At 60.7% G+C, this 19677-nt stretch carries 19 protein-coding genes; 6 read left to right on the forward strand and 13 right to left on the reverse strand.

The annotated features are described in order from the left end of the window. The first annotated feature begins 114 nt into the window (after window positions 1-114). From metF to rhlE2, 3 genes are all read left to right on the forward strand, one after another. Window positions 115-960: a methylenetetrahydrofolate reductase [NAD(P)H] gene (gene metF / locus HU754_RS28200; protein WP_093429977.1), complete on the forward strand. Its 846-nt coding sequence runs from the start codon at window positions 115-117 to the stop codon at window positions 958-960. A 145-nt stretch (window positions 961-1105) separates the two neighbouring features. Next, entirely contained in the window at window positions 1106-1918 is an 813-nt protein-coding gene (locus HU754_RS28205) for a substrate-binding periplasmic protein (protein WP_186620010.1), read from the forward strand. Window positions 1919-2140: 222 nt separating this feature from the next. Beyond that, the gene (gene rhlE2 / locus HU754_RS28210) at window positions 2141-4027 is read left to right on the forward strand and encodes an RNA helicase RhlE2 (protein WP_186620012.1); all 1887 of its coding nucleotides are present in this window, start codon (window positions 2141-2143) and stop codon (window positions 4025-4027) included. Between the two features lie 259 nt (window positions 4028-4286). Here rhlE2 and HU754_RS28215 read toward each other — a convergent pair whose 3' ends face one another. From HU754_RS28215 to HU754_RS28225, 3 genes are all read right to left on the reverse strand, one after another. Continuing rightward, window positions 4287-4865, reverse strand: coding sequence for a YceI family protein (locus HU754_RS28215; RefSeq protein WP_038358767.1), 579 nt, complete (start codon window positions 4863-4865; stop codon window positions 4287-4289). Window positions 4866-4896: 31 nt separating this feature from the next. Continuing rightward, window positions 4897-5448, reverse strand: a complete 552-nt coding sequence (locus tag HU754_RS28220; protein ID WP_077574882.1) for a cytochrome b — start codon at window positions 5446-5448, stop codon at window positions 4897-4899. Window positions 5449-6058: 610 nt separating this feature from the next. After that, complete coding sequence (locus tag HU754_RS28225; protein ID WP_186620013.1) at window positions 6059-7828, reverse strand: flavin monoamine oxidase family protein; 1770 nt, start codon at window positions 7826-7828, stop codon at window positions 6059-6061. Between the two features lie 223 nt (window positions 7829-8051). Between HU754_RS28225 and HU754_RS28230 the strand changes: the two genes are divergently transcribed. Together HU754_RS28230 and HU754_RS28235 are read left to right on the forward strand one after the other, a co-directional pair. Continuing rightward, window positions 8052-9458 carry an adenosylmethionine--8-amino-7-oxononanoate transaminase gene (locus HU754_RS28230; protein ID WP_186620014.1) on the forward strand — a complete coding sequence of 469 codons (1407 nt, stop codon included), beginning with the start codon at window positions 8052-8054 and terminating at the stop codon, window positions 9456-9458. A gap of 132 nt (window positions 9459-9590) precedes the next feature. Continuing rightward, window positions 9591-10310 carry a 16S rRNA (uracil(1498)-N(3))-methyltransferase gene (locus tag HU754_RS28235; protein WP_186620015.1) on the forward strand — a complete coding sequence of 240 codons (720 nt, stop codon included), beginning with the start codon at window positions 9591-9593 and terminating at the stop codon, window positions 10308-10310. A 186-nt stretch (window positions 10311-10496) separates the two neighbouring features. Here HU754_RS28235 and trhA read toward each other — a convergent pair whose 3' ends face one another. After that, window positions 10497-11114, reverse strand: a complete 618-nt coding sequence (gene trhA, locus HU754_RS28240; RefSeq protein ID WP_186620016.1) for a PAQR family membrane homeostasis protein TrhA — start codon at window positions 11112-11114, stop codon at window positions 10497-10499. Window positions 11115-11255: 141 nt separating this feature from the next. Here trhA and HU754_RS28245 point away from each other — a divergent pair, with 141 nt between their 5' ends. Then, window positions 11256-12176: a LysR family transcriptional regulator gene (locus HU754_RS28245; RefSeq protein ID WP_099757407.1), complete on the forward strand. Its 921-nt coding sequence runs from the start codon at window positions 11256-11258 to the stop codon at window positions 12174-12176. Between the two features lie 211 nt (window positions 12177-12387). Here the strand turns inward: HU754_RS28245 and madM are convergent, their stop codons facing one another. The 9 genes from madM to mdcA all read right to left on the reverse strand — a co-directional run bounded on the left by madM (window position 12388) and on the right by mdcA (window position 19614). Beyond that, window positions 12388-13152, reverse strand: a complete 765-nt coding sequence (gene madM / locus HU754_RS28250) for a malonate transporter subunit MadM (RefSeq protein WP_038861195.1) — start codon at window positions 13150-13152, stop codon at window positions 12388-12390. A gap of 5 nt (window positions 13153-13157) precedes the next feature. Then, window positions 13158-13550 carry a malonate transporter subunit MadL gene (madL, locus tag HU754_RS28255; RefSeq protein WP_016984760.1) on the reverse strand — a complete coding sequence of 131 codons (393 nt, stop codon included), beginning with the start codon at window positions 13548-13550 and terminating at the stop codon, window positions 13158-13160. Window positions 13551-13615: 65 nt separating this feature from the next. Next, entirely contained in the window at window positions 13616-14536 is a 921-nt protein-coding gene (gene mdcH / locus HU754_RS28260) for a malonate decarboxylase subunit epsilon (protein ID WP_186620017.1), read from the reverse strand. Further along, window positions 14533-15153, reverse strand: a complete 621-nt coding sequence (locus tag HU754_RS28265; RefSeq protein ID WP_016984758.1) for a malonate decarboxylase holo-ACP synthase — start codon at window positions 15151-15153, stop codon at window positions 14533-14535. The genes mdcH and HU754_RS28265 overlap by 4 nt, the downstream gene beginning before the upstream one ends. Beyond that, the gene (gene mdcE, locus HU754_RS28270) at window positions 15147-15932 is read right to left on the reverse strand and encodes a biotin-independent malonate decarboxylase subunit gamma (RefSeq protein ID WP_186620018.1); all 786 of its coding nucleotides are present in this window, start codon (window positions 15930-15932) and stop codon (window positions 15147-15149) included. The genes HU754_RS28265 and mdcE overlap by 7 nt, the downstream gene beginning before the upstream one ends. Beyond that, entirely contained in the window at window positions 15929-16780 is an 852-nt protein-coding gene (locus HU754_RS28275) for a biotin-independent malonate decarboxylase subunit beta (RefSeq protein ID WP_064388093.1), read from the reverse strand. The genes mdcE and HU754_RS28275 overlap by 4 nt, the downstream gene beginning before the upstream one ends. Next, the gene (locus HU754_RS28280) at window positions 16773-17072 is read right to left on the reverse strand and encodes a malonate decarboxylase subunit delta (protein WP_007913697.1); all 300 of its coding nucleotides are present in this window, start codon (window positions 17070-17072) and stop codon (window positions 16773-16775) included. Before HU754_RS28280 ends, HU754_RS28275 begins: the two co-directional genes overlap by 8 nt. Next, window positions 17072-17944 carry a triphosphoribosyl-dephospho-CoA synthase gene (locus HU754_RS28285; protein ID WP_186620019.1) on the reverse strand — a complete coding sequence of 291 codons (873 nt, stop codon included), beginning with the start codon at window positions 17942-17944 and terminating at the stop codon, window positions 17072-17074. Before HU754_RS28285 ends, HU754_RS28280 begins: the two co-directional genes overlap by 1 nt. Continuing rightward, window positions 17944-19614: a malonate decarboxylase subunit alpha gene (gene mdcA, locus HU754_RS28290; protein ID WP_186620021.1), complete on the reverse strand. Its 1671-nt coding sequence runs from the start codon at window positions 19612-19614 to the stop codon at window positions 17944-17946. The genes HU754_RS28285 and mdcA overlap by 1 nt, the downstream gene beginning before the upstream one ends. Window positions 19615-19677: the final 63 nt, after the last annotated feature.

Raw genomic sequence — 19677 nt, forward strand, 5'->3', positions numbered from 1 at the left:
GAAGGCGGTTTATCATTCAGCATCCGTGTTGTCTGACCCGGCGCTTTCGCGAGCAGGCTCGCTCCCACACGGGATTGCAGCGCCTCGAAGGTTCTTGTTTCCAAGGGTATGACCATGTCCCAAGACCGTCGCTACAGCTTCGAGTTCTTCCCGACCAAGACCGATGCTGGGCATGAAAAGCTGCTCAACGTTGCCCGTCAGTTGGCAACGTACAATCCCGATTTCTTCTCCTGCACCTATGGCGCTGGTGGTTCGACCCGTGATCGCACCCTCAACACCGTTCTGCAACTGGAAAGCGAAGTCAAAGTACCGGCCGCACCGCACCTGTCGTGCGTCGGCGACAGCAAGGACGACCTGCGCGGCCTGCTGAACGAGTACAAGGCTGCCGGCATCAAGCGTATCGTCGCCCTGCGTGGCGACCTGCCATCCGGCATGGGCATGACCAGCGGTGAGCTGCGTCACGCCAATGAACTGGTTGAATTCATTCGTGAAGAAACCGGTGATCATTTCCATATCGAAGTTGCCGCTTACCCGGAGATGCATCCGCAAGCACGCAACTACGAAGACGATCTGGCCAATTTCATCCGCAAGGCCCGTGCCGGCGCCGACAGCGCAATCACCCAGTACTTCTTCAACGCCGACAGCTACTTCTATTTCGTCGAGCGTTTGCAGGCGCAGGGTGTGGATCTGCCGATCGTTCCGGGGATCATGCCGATCACCAACTACAGCAAACTCGCGCGCTTCTCTGATGCCTGCGGTGCGGAAATCCCGCGCTGGATCCGCAAGCAACTGGAAGCCTACGGCGATGACACGCAAAGCATTCAGCGCTTTGGTGAGCAAGTCGTCAGCGAGATGTGCGAACGCCTGCTGCAAGGTGGCGCGCCGGGTCTGCACTTCTATTCCATGAACCAGGCTGAGCCTAGCCTGGCGATCTGGAATAACCTGAAGTTGCCGCGTTAAGCCTCATAGAAAGATCAAAAGATCGCAACCTTCGGCAGCTCCTACTGGGGTGTCGCAGCTGCGATCTTTTGCTTTTAAAGGCCCGAAACAGAGCTTGTGCAGGCACTTTCTGGCTCTTTCGCGTTTCTCGTCGTAATCTCAAGCCATGCCTTTGATCACGCAGTTATTCGCCGTGCTGGTTTTTGCTTGCCTGAGCTTCGCCGCTCGAGGCGAAAAGTTGCGTATTGTCACCGAGCCGTGGGCGCCCTATGTCTACGAAGAGAACGGTAAAAACCTCGGGCTGGATTACGAAACCACGGCCATTGTCTTCAAACGTCTGGGCATCGAAGTCGAATGGCAGTTCTTGCCGTGGAAGCGCTGCCTGTCGATGCTTGAGACCGGTCAGGCCGATGGCGCGCTGGACATTTTTCACAGCGACGAGCGCGACGCCACCCTGCTTTACCCGAGCGAGCCGCTGTCGGACGTCGAGTTCGTCCTGTTCTACGCCAACGACCGGCCGCACCCGTTCAGCAAACTCGAAGAGCTCAAAGGCCTGACCATCGGCACCTCGCCGGGTTATCTGTACAGCCCCGATTTCAGCGAATCAACACTGTTTACCCGTGAACCGGCACCGACCCACGAAGCCAACTTCGGCAAACTGGTGCGCGGTCGCATCGACTTGCTGATCACCGATCGCCGTGTCGGTCAGCACTTGCTCGATGAGCTGGATATTCGCGATCAGATCACCGAAAACCCCACTGTCATTAGCCGCCAGAGCCAGTTTCTCGCGGTTAGACGCAATGCCGGCATGGATTTGCTGGTGCAGCGATTTGGCGCCGAGCTCAAGCGATTCAAGCGCGAACCGGCTTACGCCGAGCTGAGCGCACGCTACGGCGCGGCTCCCGTCATGGCTGCACCGCTGGGCAATGCCACGGCCAGCGGCAAAACCGTTGAGCAGCAGGAAAGCAGCGCGCAGTGATTGCTCTGTTATACTCCGGCGTTCCCGCCAGGCTCACGCCCGGACGCCCGGAACCGTAACAGGCCTCTCGACCCGCTACAGCGCAGCTTTGCAGCCCGCGCGAGCACTCCAGACGTGCCTTCGGAACCGCAGCAGGACCGGACGGGATTGCGTCCTCTTAAACGCCATTCGCGCCAGGCAAGACTCCCATTGGGCCAAGCCCTAACTAAAACAGGATTACTCATGTCCTTTGCTTCCCTCGGTCTCTCCGAGGCTTTAGTCCGCGCCATCGAAGATGCGGGCTATACCGAGCCTACTCCGGTGCAACAGCGGGCCATTCCCGCCGTGTTGCAAGGTCGCGACCTGATGGTTGCGGCACAGACAGGTACCGGTAAAACCGGCGGTTTCGCCCTTCCGATCCTGGAGCGGTTGTTCCCCAACGGTCACCCGGACAAATCCCAGCGTCATGGCCCGCGCCAACCGCGCGTACTGGTCCTGACCCCGACCCGCGAACTCGCGGCCCAGGTTCACGAGAGCTTCAAGATCTACGCCCGTGACCTGAAATTCGTCAGCGCCTGCATCTTCGGCGGCGTCGGCATGAACCCACAGGTTCAGGCCATGTCCCGTGGCGTCGACGTGCTCGTCGCCTGCCCGGGTCGATTGCTCGATCTGTGCGGCCAGGGCAGCGTTGACCTGTCCCACGTGGAAATCCTCGTCCTCGACGAAGCCGACCGCATGCTCGACATGGGTTTCGTGCACGACGTGAAGAAAGTCCTCGCGCGCCTGCCGTCCAAGCGTCAGAACCTGCTGTTCTCGGCGACCTTCTCCAAAGACATCACCGACCTCGCCGGCAAGCTGCTGCACAACCCGGAACGCATCGAAGTGACGCCGCCGAACACCACGGTCGAGCGCATCGAACAACGCGTGTTCCGTCTGCCGGCCAGCCACAAGCGTGCGCTGCTGGCGCACCTGATCACCGCCGGCGCGTGGGAACAGGTGCTGGTGTTCACCCGCACCAAGCACGGCGCCAACCGTCTGGCCGAGTACCTGGACAAGCACGGCCTGCCGGCTGTAGCGATCCACGGTAACAAGAGCCAGAACGCGCGCACCAAAGCGCTGGCCGACTTCAAGGCCAACCAGGTACGCATCCTGGTTGCGACCGACATCGCCGCGCGCGGTCTGGACATCGATCAGTTGCCACATGTGGTCAACTTCGAACTGCCGAACGTCGATGAAGACTACGTGCACCGTATCGGCCGTACTGGCCGTGCCGGTCGTTCGGGCGAGGCGATTTCGCTGGTCGCGCCGGACGAAGAAAAACTGCTGAAAAGCATCGAACGCATGACCAAGCAGAAAATCGCCGACGGCGACCTGATGGGCTTCGATTCGAGCACCATTGAAGCCGAGAAGCCGGAAGTGCGTGAACGTCCGGACGTGCGTAACCCGCGCAATCCACGTGGCCCACGCGGCGACGGCCCGAATGGCGGCGGCGGTGGCGGCGGTCGTAAAGACAAAGGCAAAGACAAGGGCAAGGAAAAACCGGCCGGTGAACGTGGCGAGCGCCCTGCCCGTCAGCAAAAGCCGCGCGAAGGCACCCCTGCCCGCGAACAGCGCCCGAGCCAACCGCCACGTGCAGCGGCTGATCGTGCCCCGGACGAGTTCCTCGACGACGATATCGATAACTTCGGTAACCGCGTTGATTACGTACCAAAACCAGCCCCTGCCGGCGGCCGTGGCCGTCGTCCAGGCGCACCGGCTCAAGGTGCAGGCGCAGGTTCGGGCGCACCACGTGGCGGTCAGTCGCAGGGTCGTCAGAACGGTCCGCGCAACAGCAACGGTTCGAGCACCGGCACCCCGCCAGCCAAACGCAGCGGCGGCCCGCGCAACGGCGCACCGCGTGATGGTCAGTCGGGTCGTCGCGACGACTCCGTCTCGTCCTCGCGCAATCGTCGTCCGGCCCGTGACGATCAGCCACGCAGCGAGCCAGCCGTGCAGAACCCGCGCAGCAACGGCCCGAAGATCATGCACAAGGAATCGAAAGCCGACCGCTTCCCGACGCCTGAGCAACTTGATCAACTGCCAAGCCGCCCGCGTGGCGAAAAACCAGCATTGCTGACCCGCAATCGCTGAGTTAACGCCGCCATATAAAATGCCCCGACTCGCAAGAGCCGGGGCATTTTTTTGCCGCCACGAATCCCCCTGAATCACCGCATATACCCTGTGGGAGCGAGCCTGCTCGCGAAAGCGGTCATTCAGCCAACATCATTGCTGACTGACCCGCCGCCTTCGCGAGCAGGCTCGCTCCCACAGGGGATGCGTGTGTGTCGTAGGCAATAAAAAACGCCCCCGATCTTTCGACCGGGGGCGTTTCTGTGTGGCGGGAGGAAAGTTATTTAACTTTCACGCCTTCCAGCGAGATGTCCAGATCCGCAGTTTGCGAGGTAGGACCTGGGCCCTTGATCCCGAAATCGTTCAGGTTGAGGGTGGTCTTGGCATTGAAGCCAGCGCGCTCGCCGCCCCATGGATCCTTGCCTTCGCCGTTGAACGTAGCCTTGAAGGTCACAGGCTTGGTCACACCGTGCAGGGTCAGGTCGCCAGTCACGTCTGCAGTCTTTTCACCGGTCGATTTAACGGCGGTGGAGACGAACTTGGCATCAGCAAACTTGCCAACATCCAGGAAGTCTTTGCTGGCGATGTGCTTGTCACGTTCAGCGTGGTTCGACCACAGGCTGGCGGTTTTCACATCAACCGAGATCTTGCTGGCTTCAGGCTTGGCCGAATCCCACGAGAATGTACCGTCGAAATCCTTGAAAGTACCGTGAATGAAGCTGTAGCCCAGGTGGCTGATTTTCCAGTCAACGAAGGCGTGCTGGCCTTCCTTGTCGATTTTGTAGTCCGCAGCCATGGCCTGACCAGCCGAGAGCAGTGCAGAACCGATTGCCAGAGCGGCCAGAGTCTTTTTCAACATGCTTTCTTTTCCTTTGAGTCGAGGTTGAATTTCAGGCTTTGCGACCGAGCATTCGCGTCAGGGTCGCATCACGATCGATAAAGTGGTGCTTCAATGCTGCCAACGCATGGAGGCCGGAAAAAATTACCAGTGCCCACGCGAGCCAGAGATGAATCACCCCAGCGGTATCTGCCTGATCCGGTAGCCCGGAAACCAGTGCAGGAACTTCAAACAGGCCAAACACCGGAATCCCGACACCGTCTGCGGTGGAAATCAGGTAACCGGCAAGCATCACAGCGAACAGCGCCAGATACAGAAACCCATGGCCGAACTTGGCGCCGATACGGGTCATCCGGCTGTAGCTTTGCAGCGTCGGCGGCGGCGGGCTGATAAAGCGCCACAGCACCCGCAACACCATCACACCCAGCAGCACCAGTCCGATGCTTTTGTGCAGATCCGGCGCCTCTTTGCGCCAGCTGCTGTAGTAATCCAGCCCGACCATCCACAGGCCCAGCGCGAACAGCCCGAAGACCACCAGCGCCACGCCCCAGTGCATGAAGATGCTGACCCAACCATAGCGCGAAGAAGAGTTACGTAGCTGCATTGCCCAAATCCTGTGAGAACTGCGAACCAAGACTAGCGAGTTATCTATCGAATTAAAGCGGAAAATTTTGCTTTGAAATATCGAGAAATACGATCAAGAGTCTGAAAGTGGCGTGTTAAGGAAAGATTAAAGGCGATTACGGCGGGGGACGTCTGGACAAATGATCGTTGCTGAACCCTCGGGCGCCTGCACAAGCGCAAGCAAAGGTGGCCAAGGGAAACTGCCGAACGGGACAGAGTTATTCAAGTAACCGGTCCTTTATTCATGGCTGATTAGTTATGAAGTACCGCCGGTGGTTGCAGGCAATCGGCGCTGTAGGGATCTATCTGGCATTTATGCGCGAGTTCTGAACTATAACCGCCAGGTAAGAAACGCCCGTTGGAGCAACCTGGAAGTGCAATCAGCAAAAGCATGAGCGTGAACGTTTTCATCAAGTGCCTCCTATTTTTCCCAGCATAGAATTGGCGCCGGGACACCCGCTATCACCTCACTCTGAGTACTTTGTGGGAAGGCTCCGGTACACAAGTAAGCTCCGTGACCGGATGGCGAAGGACAAAAATGCAGGAAAAAAAACGCGACCCGAAGGCCGCGTTTTTATTGAAGCAAAGGCTTACTGCGCCTTGGTCTCGGTCGTTGCCGCAGGCTTGGCCGCTGGCTTCTTCGCCGGCTCAGCCTTCTTCGCTGCCGGTTTCGCCGCAGGCTTTTTCGCCTCGGTTTTAGCCGCAGGCTTCTTCGTCGCTGGCTTGGCCGCTGCTTTCTTCGCCGGTGCAGCTTTCACTGGTGCCGCAGGCTTTGGCGCTTCCACCGGAGCTGGCGCAGGTGCCGGAGTCGGCGCAGGCGCTGGAGCGACCGGAGCTGGAGCCGGCTCTGGCGCCTTCACAGGCTCTGGCTTCTTCTCGTCATCCGAACCGCCAAACAGATTAGTGAAGAAGTTGCCCTTCTTCGCCGCCACGGCACCCGCCGCGCCTGCCGCTGCTGCAGCCGGCACTACTTTGGCTGGCTCAAACGATTTGCCTGCCGCCAGATCTTCAACCTGACTCGCCGCCCGCTGACCGGTGCGCAGCGCGCCTTCCAGGGTGCCCGGGTACAAGGTGTCGGTGTGTTCGCCGGCGAACGTCACGCGTTGCAGCGGACGTTCCCACAAGCGCCAGAACTTGCTGATCTGGCCCGGGCCGTAAGCCAGGTACGCGCCGCCCATCGACGGGTCGGTGCTGTAGCGACGAATTTCATAGCCGGTGAACGAACCACGAGCCTGTGGATAAAACGCGTGCAGACGAATCAGCACCTGATCGACCATTTGCTTGTCGCCAAACGCCTGCATCACACGAGCGTTGTCGCCGGACAGGTTGATCACCACGTTGGCGCCGCCCTTCAGGGCAGGTTCGATCCACAACATGCCGAGACCGGTGTTGCTATAGATCTCGCCGGACATGCGCGCCTTGCTTTCCCACACCGGCGTCTTGAACTTCAGCATGATCTGGTCGCGCCAGCCGTAGTTGGTGCCCTTGATCGCGGCCATGTGCTGGGCATCCAGCGCCGGCGTCAAAGCAATCTTGTTCAGCGCACGCAATGGCACGGCCAACACAACGTAGTCAGCCTGATAGCCAACACTGCCGACCTTGACGGTCACGCCGTCTTTGTCCTGAGTGATCGCGGACACCGGCGAGTTGGTCTTGATGGTTTTGATCTGTTTGACGAACGCCTGCGCCAGCACTTGGCTGCCGCCGACCAGACGCGAAGCGCGCAGGTCACGGTCGGAGATGCCGCGATACACGCGGTTCTGCTGAGCGAAATACAGCAGCGACAGACGCGAAGGCTCGTCGTAGTGAGTGCGGATGTCCTGGTTGATCAACTGACGCGCAGTGGCCGGCAGGTTCTGCTTGTCGAGCCAGCTCGATACGGTGATCTGGTCCAGTGCGTGCAGGGTGCTGGTCGCCGCCGGGTTTTGCGGGTCGTCGATCGAACGCGCCAGATCATCGAGGGTTTTCTGGTAGCGCTTCAAGGCATCGGCGGTGGCCGGCTGCTTGGTCGCCAGATCGGCGGCAGAGAAATACTCGCCGTCGATCAGGTAGCCCGGGGTCCGCACGAATTCCGGCGCCGGCGTGGTGCCCAGCTTGAACGTCGAAACGTACTTGTTCAGCACTGGCTGGGTCTTGTCGTTGCCGATCCACTCGCTGGTGGCCATACCCGAGCGACCACCCAGGCTCGGTTTGGCTTCCAGCAGGGTGACCTGCCAGCCTTTGTTTTGCAGCTCATAAGCGGCGGTCAGGCCCGACAGGCCACCGCCGATCACGATTGCAGTTTTATCCTTGGCCAGCGCTGTAACGCTGAACAGCCCCAACATCACCAGCGCACAGGCGCGCAGCCAACCGACAGACATTCAGCGAACTCCGGAAATACACGTAGGAAAAAGCAGTTTTGCGGGTCAGACGACCCAAAGAACCGCGAAGAATACGTTAGCCATCAAAACGCCGCCAGCGACGTCTATCGGCTCATACAAAGTAGCTCAATCCACACAATGGGTTGTCCCGGCGCGATGCATTGCATAGGCTTGCGCGATTGTTTGCCCGCGCCTGACGCGAGCCGCCTCGAGGAGACTGTAAATGGGCCTGAATAACCAGTGGATGCAACGCGACCTCGCGGTGTTGTGGCATCCCTGTACCCAGATGAAAGACCACGAACAGCTGCCGCTGATCCCGATCAAGCGCGGCGAAGGCGTCTGGCTCGAAGACTTCGAAGGCAAGCGCTACCTCGACGCCGTCAGCTCGTGGTGGGTCAACGTGTTCGGCCACGCCAACCCGCGCATCAACCAGCGCATCAAGGATCAGGTCGATCAGCTGGAACACGTGATTCTCGCCGGTTTCAGCCATCAACCGGTGATTGAGCTGTCCGAGCGTCTGGTGAAGATGACCCCGGAAGACCTGAACCGGGTGTTCTACGCCGATAACGGTTCGTCCTGCATCGAAGTCGCGCTGAAAATGAGCTTTCACTATTGGCTCAATCGCGGCCAACCGAACAAGAAGCGCTTCGTCACCCTGACCAACAGCTACCACGGTGAAACCATGGCAGCGATGGCGGTCGGTGACGTGCCGCTGTTCACGGAAACCTACAAAGCGCTGCTGATGGACACCATCAAGGTGCCGAGCCCGGATTGCTACGGGCGTCCCGAAGGCATGAGCTGGGAAGAACACTCGCGCAACATGTTCGCGGCCATGGAGCAGACTTTGGCCGAGCATCATGGCAGTGTCGCGGCAGTGATCGTCGAGCCGTTGATTCAGGGCGCCGGCGGCATGCGCATGTATCACCCGGTGTATCTGAAGTTGCTGCGCGAGGCCTGCGACCGCTACGGCGTGCACCTGATTCTCGACGAGATTGCCGTTGGTTTCGGTCGCACCGGGACGATGTTTGCCTGCGAGCAGGCCGGTATTCGCCCGGACTTCCTCTGCTTGTCGAAGGCGCTGACTGGCGGCTATCTGCCGTTGGCGGCGTGCCTGACCACCGACGAGGTCTACAGCGCGTTCTACGACGACTATCCAACCCTGCGCGCCTTCCTCCATTCGCATAGCTACACTGGCAACCCGCTGGCCTGCGCGGCGGCACTGGCGACGCTGGATATCTTCGAGCAGGACAACGTCATCGAGAACAACAAGGCGCTGGCCCAGCGCATGGCGTCGGCGACGGCGCATCTGGTCGATCACCCGAACGTCTCCGAAGTACGCCAGACCGGCATGGTCCTGGCCATCGAGATGGTCAAGGATAAAGCCACGAAAGAGGCCTACCCTTGGCAAGAGCGTCGCGGCTTGAAGGTGTTCCAGCATGCGTTGGAGCGTGGCGCGTTGCTGCGCCCGCTGGGCAGCGTGGTGTATTTCCTGCCGCCGTACGTGATCACCCCGGAGCAGATCGACTTCCTCGCCGAAGTGGCCAGCGAAGGCATCGATATAGCGACGCGTGACAGCGTCAGCGTCGCCGTGCCGAAAGACTTCCACCCGGGGTTCCGCGACCCAGGCTAACCGTAACTTCTCGTTCCCACGCTCCGCGTGGGAATGCAGCCAGGGACGCTCCGCGTCCCAAAGCGGACGCAGAGCGTCCATTGAGGCATTCCCACGCAGAGCGTGGGAACGATCTAATCTGAGAGACCCGAAATGAGACTGTCCCGCTTCTTTATCGACGCCCCGCTGAGCACCGGCGAACACGAATTGCCGGAAGCCCAGGCGCATTACATCAGCCGCGTGCTGCGCATGGCCGAGGGCGATGCGGTGCAGCTGTTCGACGGTTCCGGCCATGAATTTCGCGGCGCCCTGCTGGAAGTCGGCAAGAAGCGCGTGACCGTACAAATCGATGAGCAATTCGCCGGCCAGGTCGAATCGCCGCTGCACATTCACCTCGGCCAGGGCCTGTCCCGTGGCGAGCGAATGGACTGGGCGATTCAGAAAGCCACCGAACTGGGCGTGAATGAAATCACCCCAATCTTCAGTGATCGCTGTGAAGTCCGCCTCAAGGACGAACGCGCCGACAAACGCCTGCTGCATTGGCGTCAGGTGGCGATCAGCGCGTGTGAACAATGTGGACGCTCGCGGGTGCCGGTGATTCATCCGCCGGTGTTGCTGGCGGACTGGATCAAGCAGGCCGAAGCCGAGTTGAAACTGGTGTTGCACCCGGTGGCGGAGCCGTTGGTGAGTCATGCCAAACCGGCGACTTTGGCATTCCTGATCGGGCCTGAAGGCGGTTTGACAGATGCCGAAGTCGAGCAGGCCAAGGGCAACGGTTTCCAAGCCGCCCGCCTCGGACCGCGGGTGTTGCGCACCGAGACGGCGCCGGTGGTTGCACTGGCGGTGGCCCAACAGCTTTGGGGTGATTTCTAAGGCCCCATCGCTGGCAAGCCAGCTCCCACAAGAGATCCTGAGTTCGAACAAATCTTGTGTTCACTGAATATCTACTGTGGGAGCGAGCCTGCTCGCGAAAGCGGTGTATCAGCCAACATCAGCATCAGCTGGACTGACGCCTTCGCGAGCAGGCTCGCTCCCACAGGGGATTGGGGATGATTCGGGCTACAGGACATAAAACAGAATCGCGACAAAGTGCAGCAAACTCCCGGCAATCACGAACAAATGCCAGATCCCGTGCGCATGCCGCAACCGGTGATCAAGGGCAAAAAAGATAATCCCCACCGTGTACAAAACCCCGCCCGATGCCAGCCAGGCAAACCCGGCCGTACCCAGCGCCGCAATCAAAGGCTTCACCGCCACCAACACAATCCAGCCCATCACCGCATAAATCACGATCGATAGAATCCGCGCCTCCGAACGCGGTTTGATTTCTTGCAGAATGCCGATCAGCGCCAGCCCCCAGACAATCCCGAACAACGTCCAGCCCCACGGCCCACGCAGGGTGACCAGACAGAATGGCGTGTAGCTACCGGCAATCAGCAAATAGATCGAAAAGTGATCAACCTTCTTCATGATCGCTTTCTTGCGCCCGCGCACGCTGTGGTACACGGTCGATGCGCTGTAGAGCACCAACAAGGTGAAAGCGTAAATCGCCACACTGACAATCTTCCACGGGCTGCCGTCCAGGCAGGCAATCACCAACATCCAGACGCCGCCGACAAAAGCCGCCACTGCCCCGACCAGATGGGTCCAGGCGTTCAATCGTTCTCCGTGATACATGTATCGCTCACCTCAAATTCGTTACCGCAGCGCGCAAGGCTCGGGCCTTAAGCGTAAAAGCGCAATGTTTCTGTTCAACGCGGACCTGCGCACGCCACGGTAATTGGGCACAATCGAAGCATTCCAAAAAGAGTCCGCGCCATGCTGATCGACGAAGAATTGACCCTGAAAAAACTCGAGGTGTTCCTCGCTTTCATGCGTACCGGCAACCTCGCGCGCGCCGCTGCCGAGTTACAGACCAGCAACGTCAGCGTGCACCGCGCGATCCACTCGCTGGAAAGCGCCCTGCGCTGCCCGCTGTTCAAACACGAAGGGCGCAACCTGACGCCGCTGGAAAGCGCTTATGTGCTCGAAGAACGGGCGCAGAAGCTGATCAACGACGTCGTCGAAAGCGTACGCTTGACCCGCGAAGCCGCCGGGTTCTCCGCCGAACGCTTCAAACTCGGCTCGCTGTATTCGCTGACCGTGAAAACCGTACCGCAACTGATCATGGGCCTGAAGATCCGCCGCAGCGAACTCAACATCGACCTGATCCTCGGCTCGAACATCGACCTGCTCTACAAGCTGAAGAACATGGAAGTCGACGCGATTCTGGTGTCGCTGGACGACAGCATCAACGACCCGGATTGCGAGCAGATTGCGCTGTTTTCCGACGACATCTTCCTCGCCACACCGGCGGATTCAAAGTTTGCCCAGCGCAGTGAAGTGGATCTGGCGGAAGTCCGGGATGAAACTTTTATCACCTTGACCCAGGGTTTTGCCACGCATCAGGACGGTAACCGGGTATTCAAGCAGGCGGGGTTCGAGCCGAAGGTGGCGATGCAGGTGAATGACATCTTCACGCTGTTGAGCATGGTCAGTTCGGGAGTGGGTTATGCATTGCTGCCGGGGCGGATTGCGGCGGTGTATGAGAATCGGGTGAAGTTGATTCCGCTGCAGGAGAAGTACCGGTTGCAGCAGCACATTGGCGTGGTGTTTTTGAAGGCCAAGGAGAGGGATCCGAATTTGCTGGCGTTGCTGGCGGAGTGTCGGATGTATGCCAATCGACAGGCTGGGATTTAGAGCAAGATCAAGATCAACAGCTACCCCCTCACCCCAGCCCTCTCCCCCAAGGGGGCGAGGGGGAAGGGAGCAGACCGGGGGCCTTTCAAAACCTGAGTTCGACTCAGGACTTTCAGATCGATGTATAACGCCAAAACAACTCGGTCAGTCCCCTCTCCCTACGGGCGGTCCGACGTTTCGGGAGGGCTAGGGTGAGGGCAGCTCTTAGCTGTTATCCCATCAACCCGCGCATCGCCAGAAACAACAGCGAAGGCCCAAGCAAACACCCAAGCGCCGTATAAAACGCCGCCGTCAGACACCCATAAGGCACCAGCTTCGGATCCGTCGCCGCCAACCCGCCGGCCACACCGCTGGACGTGCCCATCAGCCCACCAAAAATCACCGCGCTGCGTGGATTGTTCAGGCCAATCATCGGCGCCACGAACGGCGTCATCACCATCACCAGAATCGCCTTGATCAACCCCGCTGCAATCGACAGCGCCATGACCTCGGAACTGGCGCCAATCGCCGCGCCGGTCACCGGGCCGACGATGTAGGTCACCGCGCCGGCACCAATAGTGGTCAGGCTAACGGCATCGGTATAACCGAACGCCATCGCCACACCAACACCCGCCACGAACGACGTGCCTACGCCGACAAACAGCGCCAGCACCCCGACGAACCCTGCCCGTTTCAGCTCATCGACACTCACGCCGAAGGCCGTGGCCACAATCGCAAAATCGCGCAGCATCGCCCCACCGAGCAAACCGATGCCCGACAGCAACGGAATATCCACCACGCCCTTCTGCCCACCGGTCAGCGCGCCGCCGACATACGACAGCACCAGCCCCAGCAAAATGGCGATGGCCGAGCCGTGCAAACGGCCCTTGGTGAAGGTGTTGGACATCCAGTAGGACACCCACATGGTCAGCCCGACAATCAGAAACCCGCTGATCAAACCGTAACCGGTGATCACTTTCATCATTGATTCGTACATGGCGCTTACCCCGCAGTCTTGGCTGGAGCGATCGGGGTCTGCTCCTTGTTGCCCATGCGCGTCAGCACGGGCACCAGGGCAAAAGCGATCACCACGGCAAGCGTCCCGGCGAGAATCGCCATTGGCCCGCCCTTGAGCGCGCCGTACACGTTCTGCTGCGCTGCCATCGCCACGACGATCGGAATGTAGATGGCGCTCCAGAACTCGACACCCTGCTCGGTCTTGCCCTTGAGCCAGCCGCTTTTGTTCAGATAACTGCCCAGGCCAATCAACAGCAGCATCGCAATGCCGACGCCGCCGACGTTGGCCGGCACGCCGATCAGCTTGCCGAGCAGTTCACCGACCCAGATACCCACCAGCGTACAAAAGGCGAGAAACGCCACACCGTAAATAATCATTGTTGTAGTCCTCAAAGTGCATCGTCGAATGTTGTTTTTGTTGTTCGAAGCTTGAGTCGGCGGTTTTAGAGTTGGTGGCCACCCTCCTCACGCAACAGCGCCTGCAAGGTGTCGAGACGCGCACTGTCGAAGGCAGTGACCGTGCCCTGTTCGAACACCCGGCGCGCCAGCCCGGTCAGCACCGCACCGGGCGGCAGTTCGATCTGTAAACGCACGCCGCGCTCGTAGGCGCTTTGTACGGTGCCGCGCCAATCCACTACGCGACACATGTTGAAGGCGAGGTCGTCGCGCAGCGCTTCGATTTTGGTCACAGGACGCGCGCGGCTGCCGCTCAGGTAAGCGATTTTCGGAGTTTTCAGTTCAACTTTGGCGAAGGCCTCGGCGAGGGTTTGTGCAGGTGCCTCCAGCAGCGGACAGTGCGACGGCACACTCACCGCCAGGCGTTTCGCCAGACCGGCGCCACGGCTGCGCGCCAGTTCGGCCACGGCTTGCATGGCCTCGTCACTGCCGGCGATCACCACCTGGTTATCGGCATTGATGTTGGCCAGGTACACCGGCGAATCTTCACTGTGCACCTGCGCCAGCAGCGTTTCGACTGTGGATAATTGCAGGCCGATGATCGCGGTCATGCCGTAGCCCTGTGGATAAGCCTGCTGCATCAACTCACCGCGCAGGCTGACCAGATGCAGCGCATCGCTGAAGCTCAACGCTCCAGCGACCACCGCTGCCGGGTAAGCGCCGATGGACAAGCCGGCGACGTAATCCGCCGTGAGTCCGTCCTGCAATAACTGTCGTGAAGCCGCGACGCCGGCGATCAGCAGGCACAGCTGAACCGCCCTCGTCGTGCGCAATGCTTGAGCAGAATCGAGCAGCAAAACATCTTCGCCAAGTACATCACTGGCTTCGACCAAGGTTTCCCGAGGCAAGCGCTGAAACATGCCCGCCTGCTGCGCGCCCTGGCCGGGGAACACCAGCAGACTGCTCACGCTGCCTGCTCCTGCGGATTCCACGGATCAATCACCAGGCAAGCCTGATGAGCATTTTTCAGCAGCACCCGCGCCGAACCGCTAGCCCATTCACGCAAAGCCACAGCACCAAACGGCGTCTGCAATTGCATATCCACCCGGCACACAGCCTGATCAAAAACCGCGACAAGTTTGCGTGCCTGATTACGCGTGATCAGTTGCGGTGTACGCAGAATCAAATCGAGATCACTGGCCGCGTGCATCGCGGTAAAACCGCTGGCCAATTCAAACCCGACACTGCCGCTGACACCCCAGACCCAACCGCAATCGTCGAGCATCGGCCGCAGCTGTTGGAGCGCGTGCATGACTGGCAGATTGCGCTCACTGTCGACGTGACACAGCGCCTCTGGACTGACCCGACAGGCAATCGAATCGACGGCCATAAATGCCGCCCAGCGCTGCTCGCGCAACACACCGCGCACGCCGACCGCGACAAACCCCTCAGCACTCAACGCCCGTCGCACTACCACCGGTTGCCCGGCGGCTAATGACTCGACGGCCCACAGCGGCGCATCCGCCGGCAACTGCGCCGGGGTCATGCCCCAGAGCAGATCGTGGGCCAGAGGCGTGCTCACCACTGCGCCCTCAGCAGTTCGCGAACCTTGCTGGAGGCCGCACGATTCTTCGCGCCGAGGCGATTGCTCAGATCAGTGCTGACGACATCGCCGATGGCTTGCTTCAGGCACTCGTTAACTCTCGATAGATCCTCCGCCGTCGGCTGCTCAATCTGCTGCACCGACAGGGTTTCCCAGAGCAATCCGAGGCTGGCGTAGCTGTCGATGTCATAAGCCATCGGTGGCACACTGGCGGCCAGCGCTTCGAGCTCTTCAACACTGCGCAACGTCACCCGCGCCGCCGACGCCTTGCCCATCGCATGCACCATCACGCCCGGATCGCGCAGCGCAATCAAACGGTTGGCCTGATAACCATGAGCGAGAAACGCCCCGGACATTGCCTTACCGACCAGTAATGCAATCACCGGATGCCCGGCCAACCGCGCACGGGCATAACTGTCCGCCGCACCGGCCAGCGCCTGATGAATGCCGAGGGCTTCTTCGCGCCGACCGTAAGCCTGGCTCGGCACATCGACGATGGCGATGATCGGGCGTTTCTGGGATTTATCACGATCAGCAGTGATCGCGTCATCCACAGCCTTGGCCAGACCCCAGCCTTCAAGCAAACCGACTTCGCCGTTGCGCGCACGCGCAAAACGATTGTCCGGATCAGCGACCACGGCGATAAAACGCCCAAGTTCACCATCGGCAACCCGCAGCGATGGCGGCAAACCCTCAACGGCTTTCGCCCCGGCGCTCAAGGCGTCGAACCAGTTCAAACCGCGCAGTGAATAACCGCTCATGAGCGCTCTCCTTGGTAAAGATCGCGAACCACCGACGGTTCGATTTGCGGGTCAGTGTTCAGGCTGCTCAGGCGTTGCAGGAACCATTCGGCGCGCTGGCTGCGAGGTTGCTTTGGCAAACCTTGCTGCAGCAATTCGCCGACCTGCTGACGAATCTTCGCCACATCATCGGCGACATAACGATCCACCAGACCACTGGCGAAACGCTGCTCGCCACCGGTCAGGCTCCAAATGAACGGCCGGTCGCGGGAGTCGTATTCCTCGATCCCGGCTTCTTGCTCGATCACTTGCGGGCCGTTCAAACCGAGACGTGCTTCCTGAGTCACCAACAGGTAGCTGCACAGCGCCGCCGCAATCGACATACCGCCAAAACAACCAACGCTGCCCGCCACCACACCAACCACCGGTTGGTACTGCTGCAAATCGACAATCGCCGCGTGAATATCAGCAATCGCCGCCAGCCCGAGATTGGCCTCCTGCAAGCGCACGCCACCGGTTTCCAGCAGCAACACCGCGCGGGTCGGAATGCCTTTGCGGTTGTCTTCAGCCGCCAGTTCCAGCGCGCCAGCAATCTTCGCCCCGCCAACTTCGCCAAGGCTGCCGCCTTGAAACGCGCCTTCAATTGCGGCAATGACCACTGGCAAACCGTCGAGGCTGCCCTTGGCGATCACCACGCCGTCATCGGCCTGCGGCACCACGCCCTGGCGTTCGAGCCACGGCGACATGACCCGTTGAAACGGGTCGAGCAATTCGCGAAAACTGCCGGCATCGAGCAAGGCTTTCGCCCGTTGCCGCGCGCCGAGTTCGACGAAGCTGTGTTTGTTGAGCAACGCTGCGCTGTCAGTCATGGCCGATCTCCTCGAAACCCTGTTCCAGGCGCAAGCGCACCACCCCCGGCGTCGCACCGAAATCGTGGATATCGATGGCCATCGCCGGCGGCGTGGTGCCGTCGAACATCCGCGCAAACAGATGCTGCCAACGCAGCTGCGCACCGTTTACCGAGGTCTGCACATTGATCGTCAGCTTGCCGGCCAGGCCCGGTTCGATCAGCACTTCCAGATCACCCGAGCCAACACATCCGACCAGCGCGCGACCGCGTGGCGGCTGCCCGGCGGGGAATTCAAACGATAGGGTTTCCATCAAAACGCTCCCTGAAGGATGCCGTCGCGCTCGATGCGATCGAGCAGCAGTGTGGCGGCGAGCAAGTCGGCGGCGCCACCGGGCGAGGCATTCAATGCGATGAGTTGTTGATCGAGATCGTGCAGGCGACGGCGACCGCTGAGGCTGGCGCTGCCACCGGCGTCGAGCACCGCTTGCGCGCCGGACTGCATGGCGTGCAGACCCTCTTCGCCGGCGCGGTAGAGCACGCAGGTGTCGGCGAGGTTGGTCATGATTGCGAGCAAGGCGTCGAGCCGGGCGTTCTGTTCGCCGTGGCCATTGCCGCGGCTGCGTTTGAGTTGCGGCAGGCCACGTTGCAACACCGAGGGGAAGCCGAGTTGCGCTTCTTCACGAGCGCCGCGTGCGCCGTAACGCAGGGCGACTTGGGCGCCGTGGCTCAAAGGTTTTGGTGCGTAGCGGTCATCCAGCAGGGCGAGACGTGCGGCGCGCAGGGTCACGGCATTGGCGCTGGAGGATTGCGGTTCCAGCGCAGCGGCCGTCACCAATAATCCCAGCGCCCAAATGGCGCCGCGATGGGTGTTCACGCCGTTGGTGGTCGTAAGCATGGCTTGCTCGCCTTCTCGACCGATCCGGCCAATCGCTTCGCGCAACGTTGAATCGACTTCGCCGATTGCAACCGCCGCTTCAGCCATTTCCTTGAACGCTGGCCATAACGCCAACGCCGAAGCGTGCATCAGGCCCAAGTGCAGATCGGTGTGCGCGCCATTGCCGCGACGGTCAACCAGTGCCGGTTTCGGCGACAGATCGGCTTCGTCAATCAGCGCGTCCACCGCCAGATCGGCCAATCGATCTGCCAAGGACAGCGGTTTCGCTTGCAGGTTAAATGCGTGCATTACCAGCTCCTGAATTTGGCGGGCGGGTTGTACAGGCCGCCGGACCACTCAACCAGATCGCCCACGCTTTTCGCCGCGAGCAATTCGCGAGTGGCGTCGGTGCGGCGGATGCCGAGGTCTTCGGGCAAGGCGATCAAGCCTTCGCGGCGCATGCGTTCGGTGTCTTTCGGGTTGTGGCGCAGGCCGATGGCGGTGACGCCGGCGACTGCGGCGATCATCGCCTGGCGCTCTTCCAGCGAGCGCGCCTTGTACAGGTAGGCGATGCCTTCTTCGGTGAGCAGGTGGGTGACGTCGTCGCCGTAAATCATGATCGGTGCCAGCGGCATGCCGCTTTTCTTCGCCACTTCCACGGCGTCGAGGGTTTCGACGAAGGTCGGTTTGCCGCCCTCCTGGAACGTCTCGACCATTTGCACCACGAGTTTCTTGCCGCGTTCGAGCATCGGTTGCTGCGCATCGTCGTGGCGCATATCCAGCCACGCCGGGGTGCCGTGACGGCGGCCGCGCGGGTCGTGGCCCATGTTCGGCGCACCGCCGAACCCGGCGAGACGGCCACGGGTGACGGTTGAGGAATGGCCGTCGCCATCGACCTGCAACGTCGCGCCGATAAACAGATCCACCGCGTACTGCCCGGCGAGTTGGCAGAACATCCGGTTGGAACGCAACGAGCCGTCGCGGCCGGTGAAGAACACGTCCGGACGCGCGGCGATGTAGTTTTCCATGCCGAGTTCGGTGCCGAAGCAATGCACGCTTTCGACCCAACCGCTCTCGATTGCCGGGATCAAAGTTGGGTGCGGGTTGAGCGTCCAGTTGCGGCAGATCTTGCCTTTGAGGCCGAGGGATTCGCCGTAGGTCGGCAGGATCAATTCGATGGCGGCGGTGTTGAAACCGATGCCGTGATTGAGCGACTGCACGTTGTGTTTTTCGTAGATCCCGCGAATCGCCATCATCGCCATCAGCACATGCACAGGCTTGATGTGGCGTGGGTCGCGGGTGAACAACGGTTCGATGTAGAACGGCTTGTCGGCGACCACGACGAAATCGACCCACGACGCCGGGATGTCCACGCGCGGCAGTTCGCTAACGTCGTCGACCAATTGGTTGACCTGGACGATGACAATACCATCGCTGAACGCGGCGGGTTCGATCAGTGCCGGGGTGTCTTCAGTGCTGGGGCCGGTGTAGATGTTGCCGGCGCGGTCGGCCATGAAGCCGGCCGAGAGCACGACATTGGGAATCAGGTCCACCACGAGTCGGGCGTAAAGTTCGATATAGGTGTGGATCGCGCCGATTTCCAGCAGGCCGTCTTCCAGCAACTGGCTGATGCGCAGGCTCTGGGTGCCGGCGAAGGAGAAATCAAGCTTGCGGGCGATGCCGCGTTCGAACAGGTCGAGGTGTTCCGAGCGACCGACGCTGGGCATGATCATGTGCAGGTCGTGGAGCTTTTCCGGGTCGGCTTTGGCTAGCGAGCGCGAGAGGAAGTCCGCCTGCTTCTGGTTGTTGCCCTCCAGCACCACACGGTCGCCGGGATGGATCAGCGCTTCGAGCGCGGCGACGATCTTGTCGGTGGGCAACACCACACCGTCGGCCAGCCCGCGCACCTTGTCGAGACGGCGCTGCTTCTCATCGCGCCGCCGCGTCCAGCGCGAGTCGGGGGAAATTGTTGTTGTCATGCTCACTCCACGGGGTTCGCTGTCGTGGAGCTAAGGTAGGCGTGTGGGGTGGGGGCATCAATC

Source organism: Pseudomonas zeae, assembly GCF_014268485.2.
In the GTDB taxonomy this organism is placed as follows: domain Bacteria; phylum Pseudomonadota; class Gammaproteobacteria; order Pseudomonadales; family Pseudomonadaceae; genus Aquipseudomonas; species Aquipseudomonas neuropathica.

Excerpts from the sequence above, each read along its gene's own strand:
- HU754_RS28245 (WP_099757407.1), top strand. The coding sequence starts at position 11,256 with ATGCTGATCGACGAAGAATTGACCCTGAAAAAACTCGAGGTGTTCCTC.
- metF (WP_093429977.1), top strand. The coding sequence starts at position 115 with ATGTCCCAAGACCGTCGCTACAGCTTCGAGTTCTTCCCGACCAAGACC.
- HU754_RS28220 (WP_077574882.1), bottom strand. The coding sequence starts at position 5,448 with ATGCAGCTACGTAACTCTTCTTCGCGCTATGGTTGGGTCAGCATCTTC.
- HU754_RS28205 (WP_186620010.1), top strand. The coding sequence starts at position 1,106 with ATGCCTTTGATCACGCAGTTATTCGCCGTGCTGGTTTTTGCTTGCCTG.
- madL (WP_016984760.1), bottom strand. The coding sequence starts at position 13,550 with ATGATTATTTACGGTGTGGCGTTTCTCGCCTTTTGTACGCTGGTGGGT.
- HU754_RS28280 (WP_007913697.1), bottom strand. The coding sequence starts at position 17,072 with ATGGAAACCCTATCGTTTGAATTCCCCGCCGGGCAGCCGCCACGCGGT.
- HU754_RS28230 (WP_186620014.1), top strand. The coding sequence starts at position 8,052 with ATGGGCCTGAATAACCAGTGGATGCAACGCGACCTCGCGGTGTTGTGG.
- HU754_RS28285 (WP_186620019.1), bottom strand. The coding sequence starts at position 17,944 with ATGCACGCATTTAACCTGCAAGCGAAACCGCTGTCCTTGGCAGATCGA.
- HU754_RS28215 (WP_038358767.1), bottom strand. The coding sequence starts at position 4,865 with ATGTTGAAAAAGACTCTGGCCGCTCTGGCAATCGGTTCTGCACTGCTC.
- HU754_RS28225 (WP_186620013.1), bottom strand. The coding sequence starts at position 7,828 with ATGTCTGTCGGTTGGCTGCGCGCCTGTGCGCTGGTGATGTTGGGGCTG.
- HU754_RS28235 (WP_186620015.1), top strand. The coding sequence starts at position 9,591 with ATGAGACTGTCCCGCTTCTTTATCGACGCCCCGCTGAGCACCGGCGAA.
- madM (WP_038861195.1), bottom strand. The coding sequence starts at position 13,152 with ATGTACGAATCAATGATGAAAGTGATCACCGGTTACGGTTTGATCAGC.
- mdcE (WP_186620018.1), bottom strand. The coding sequence starts at position 15,932 with ATGAGCGGTTATTCACTGCGCGGTTTGAACTGGTTCGACGCCTTGAGC.
- HU754_RS28275 (WP_064388093.1), bottom strand. The coding sequence starts at position 16,780 with ATGACTGACAGCGCAGCGTTGCTCAACAAACACAGCTTCGTCGAACTC.
- trhA (WP_186620016.1), bottom strand. The coding sequence starts at position 11,114 with ATGTATCACGGAGAACGATTGAACGCCTGGACCCATCTGGTCGGGGCA.
- mdcA (WP_186620021.1), bottom strand. The coding sequence starts at position 19,614 with ATGACAACAACAATTTCCCCCGACTCGCGCTGGACGCGGCGGCGCGAT.
- rhlE2 (WP_186620012.1), top strand. The coding sequence starts at position 2,141 with ATGTCCTTTGCTTCCCTCGGTCTCTCCGAGGCTTTAGTCCGCGCCATC.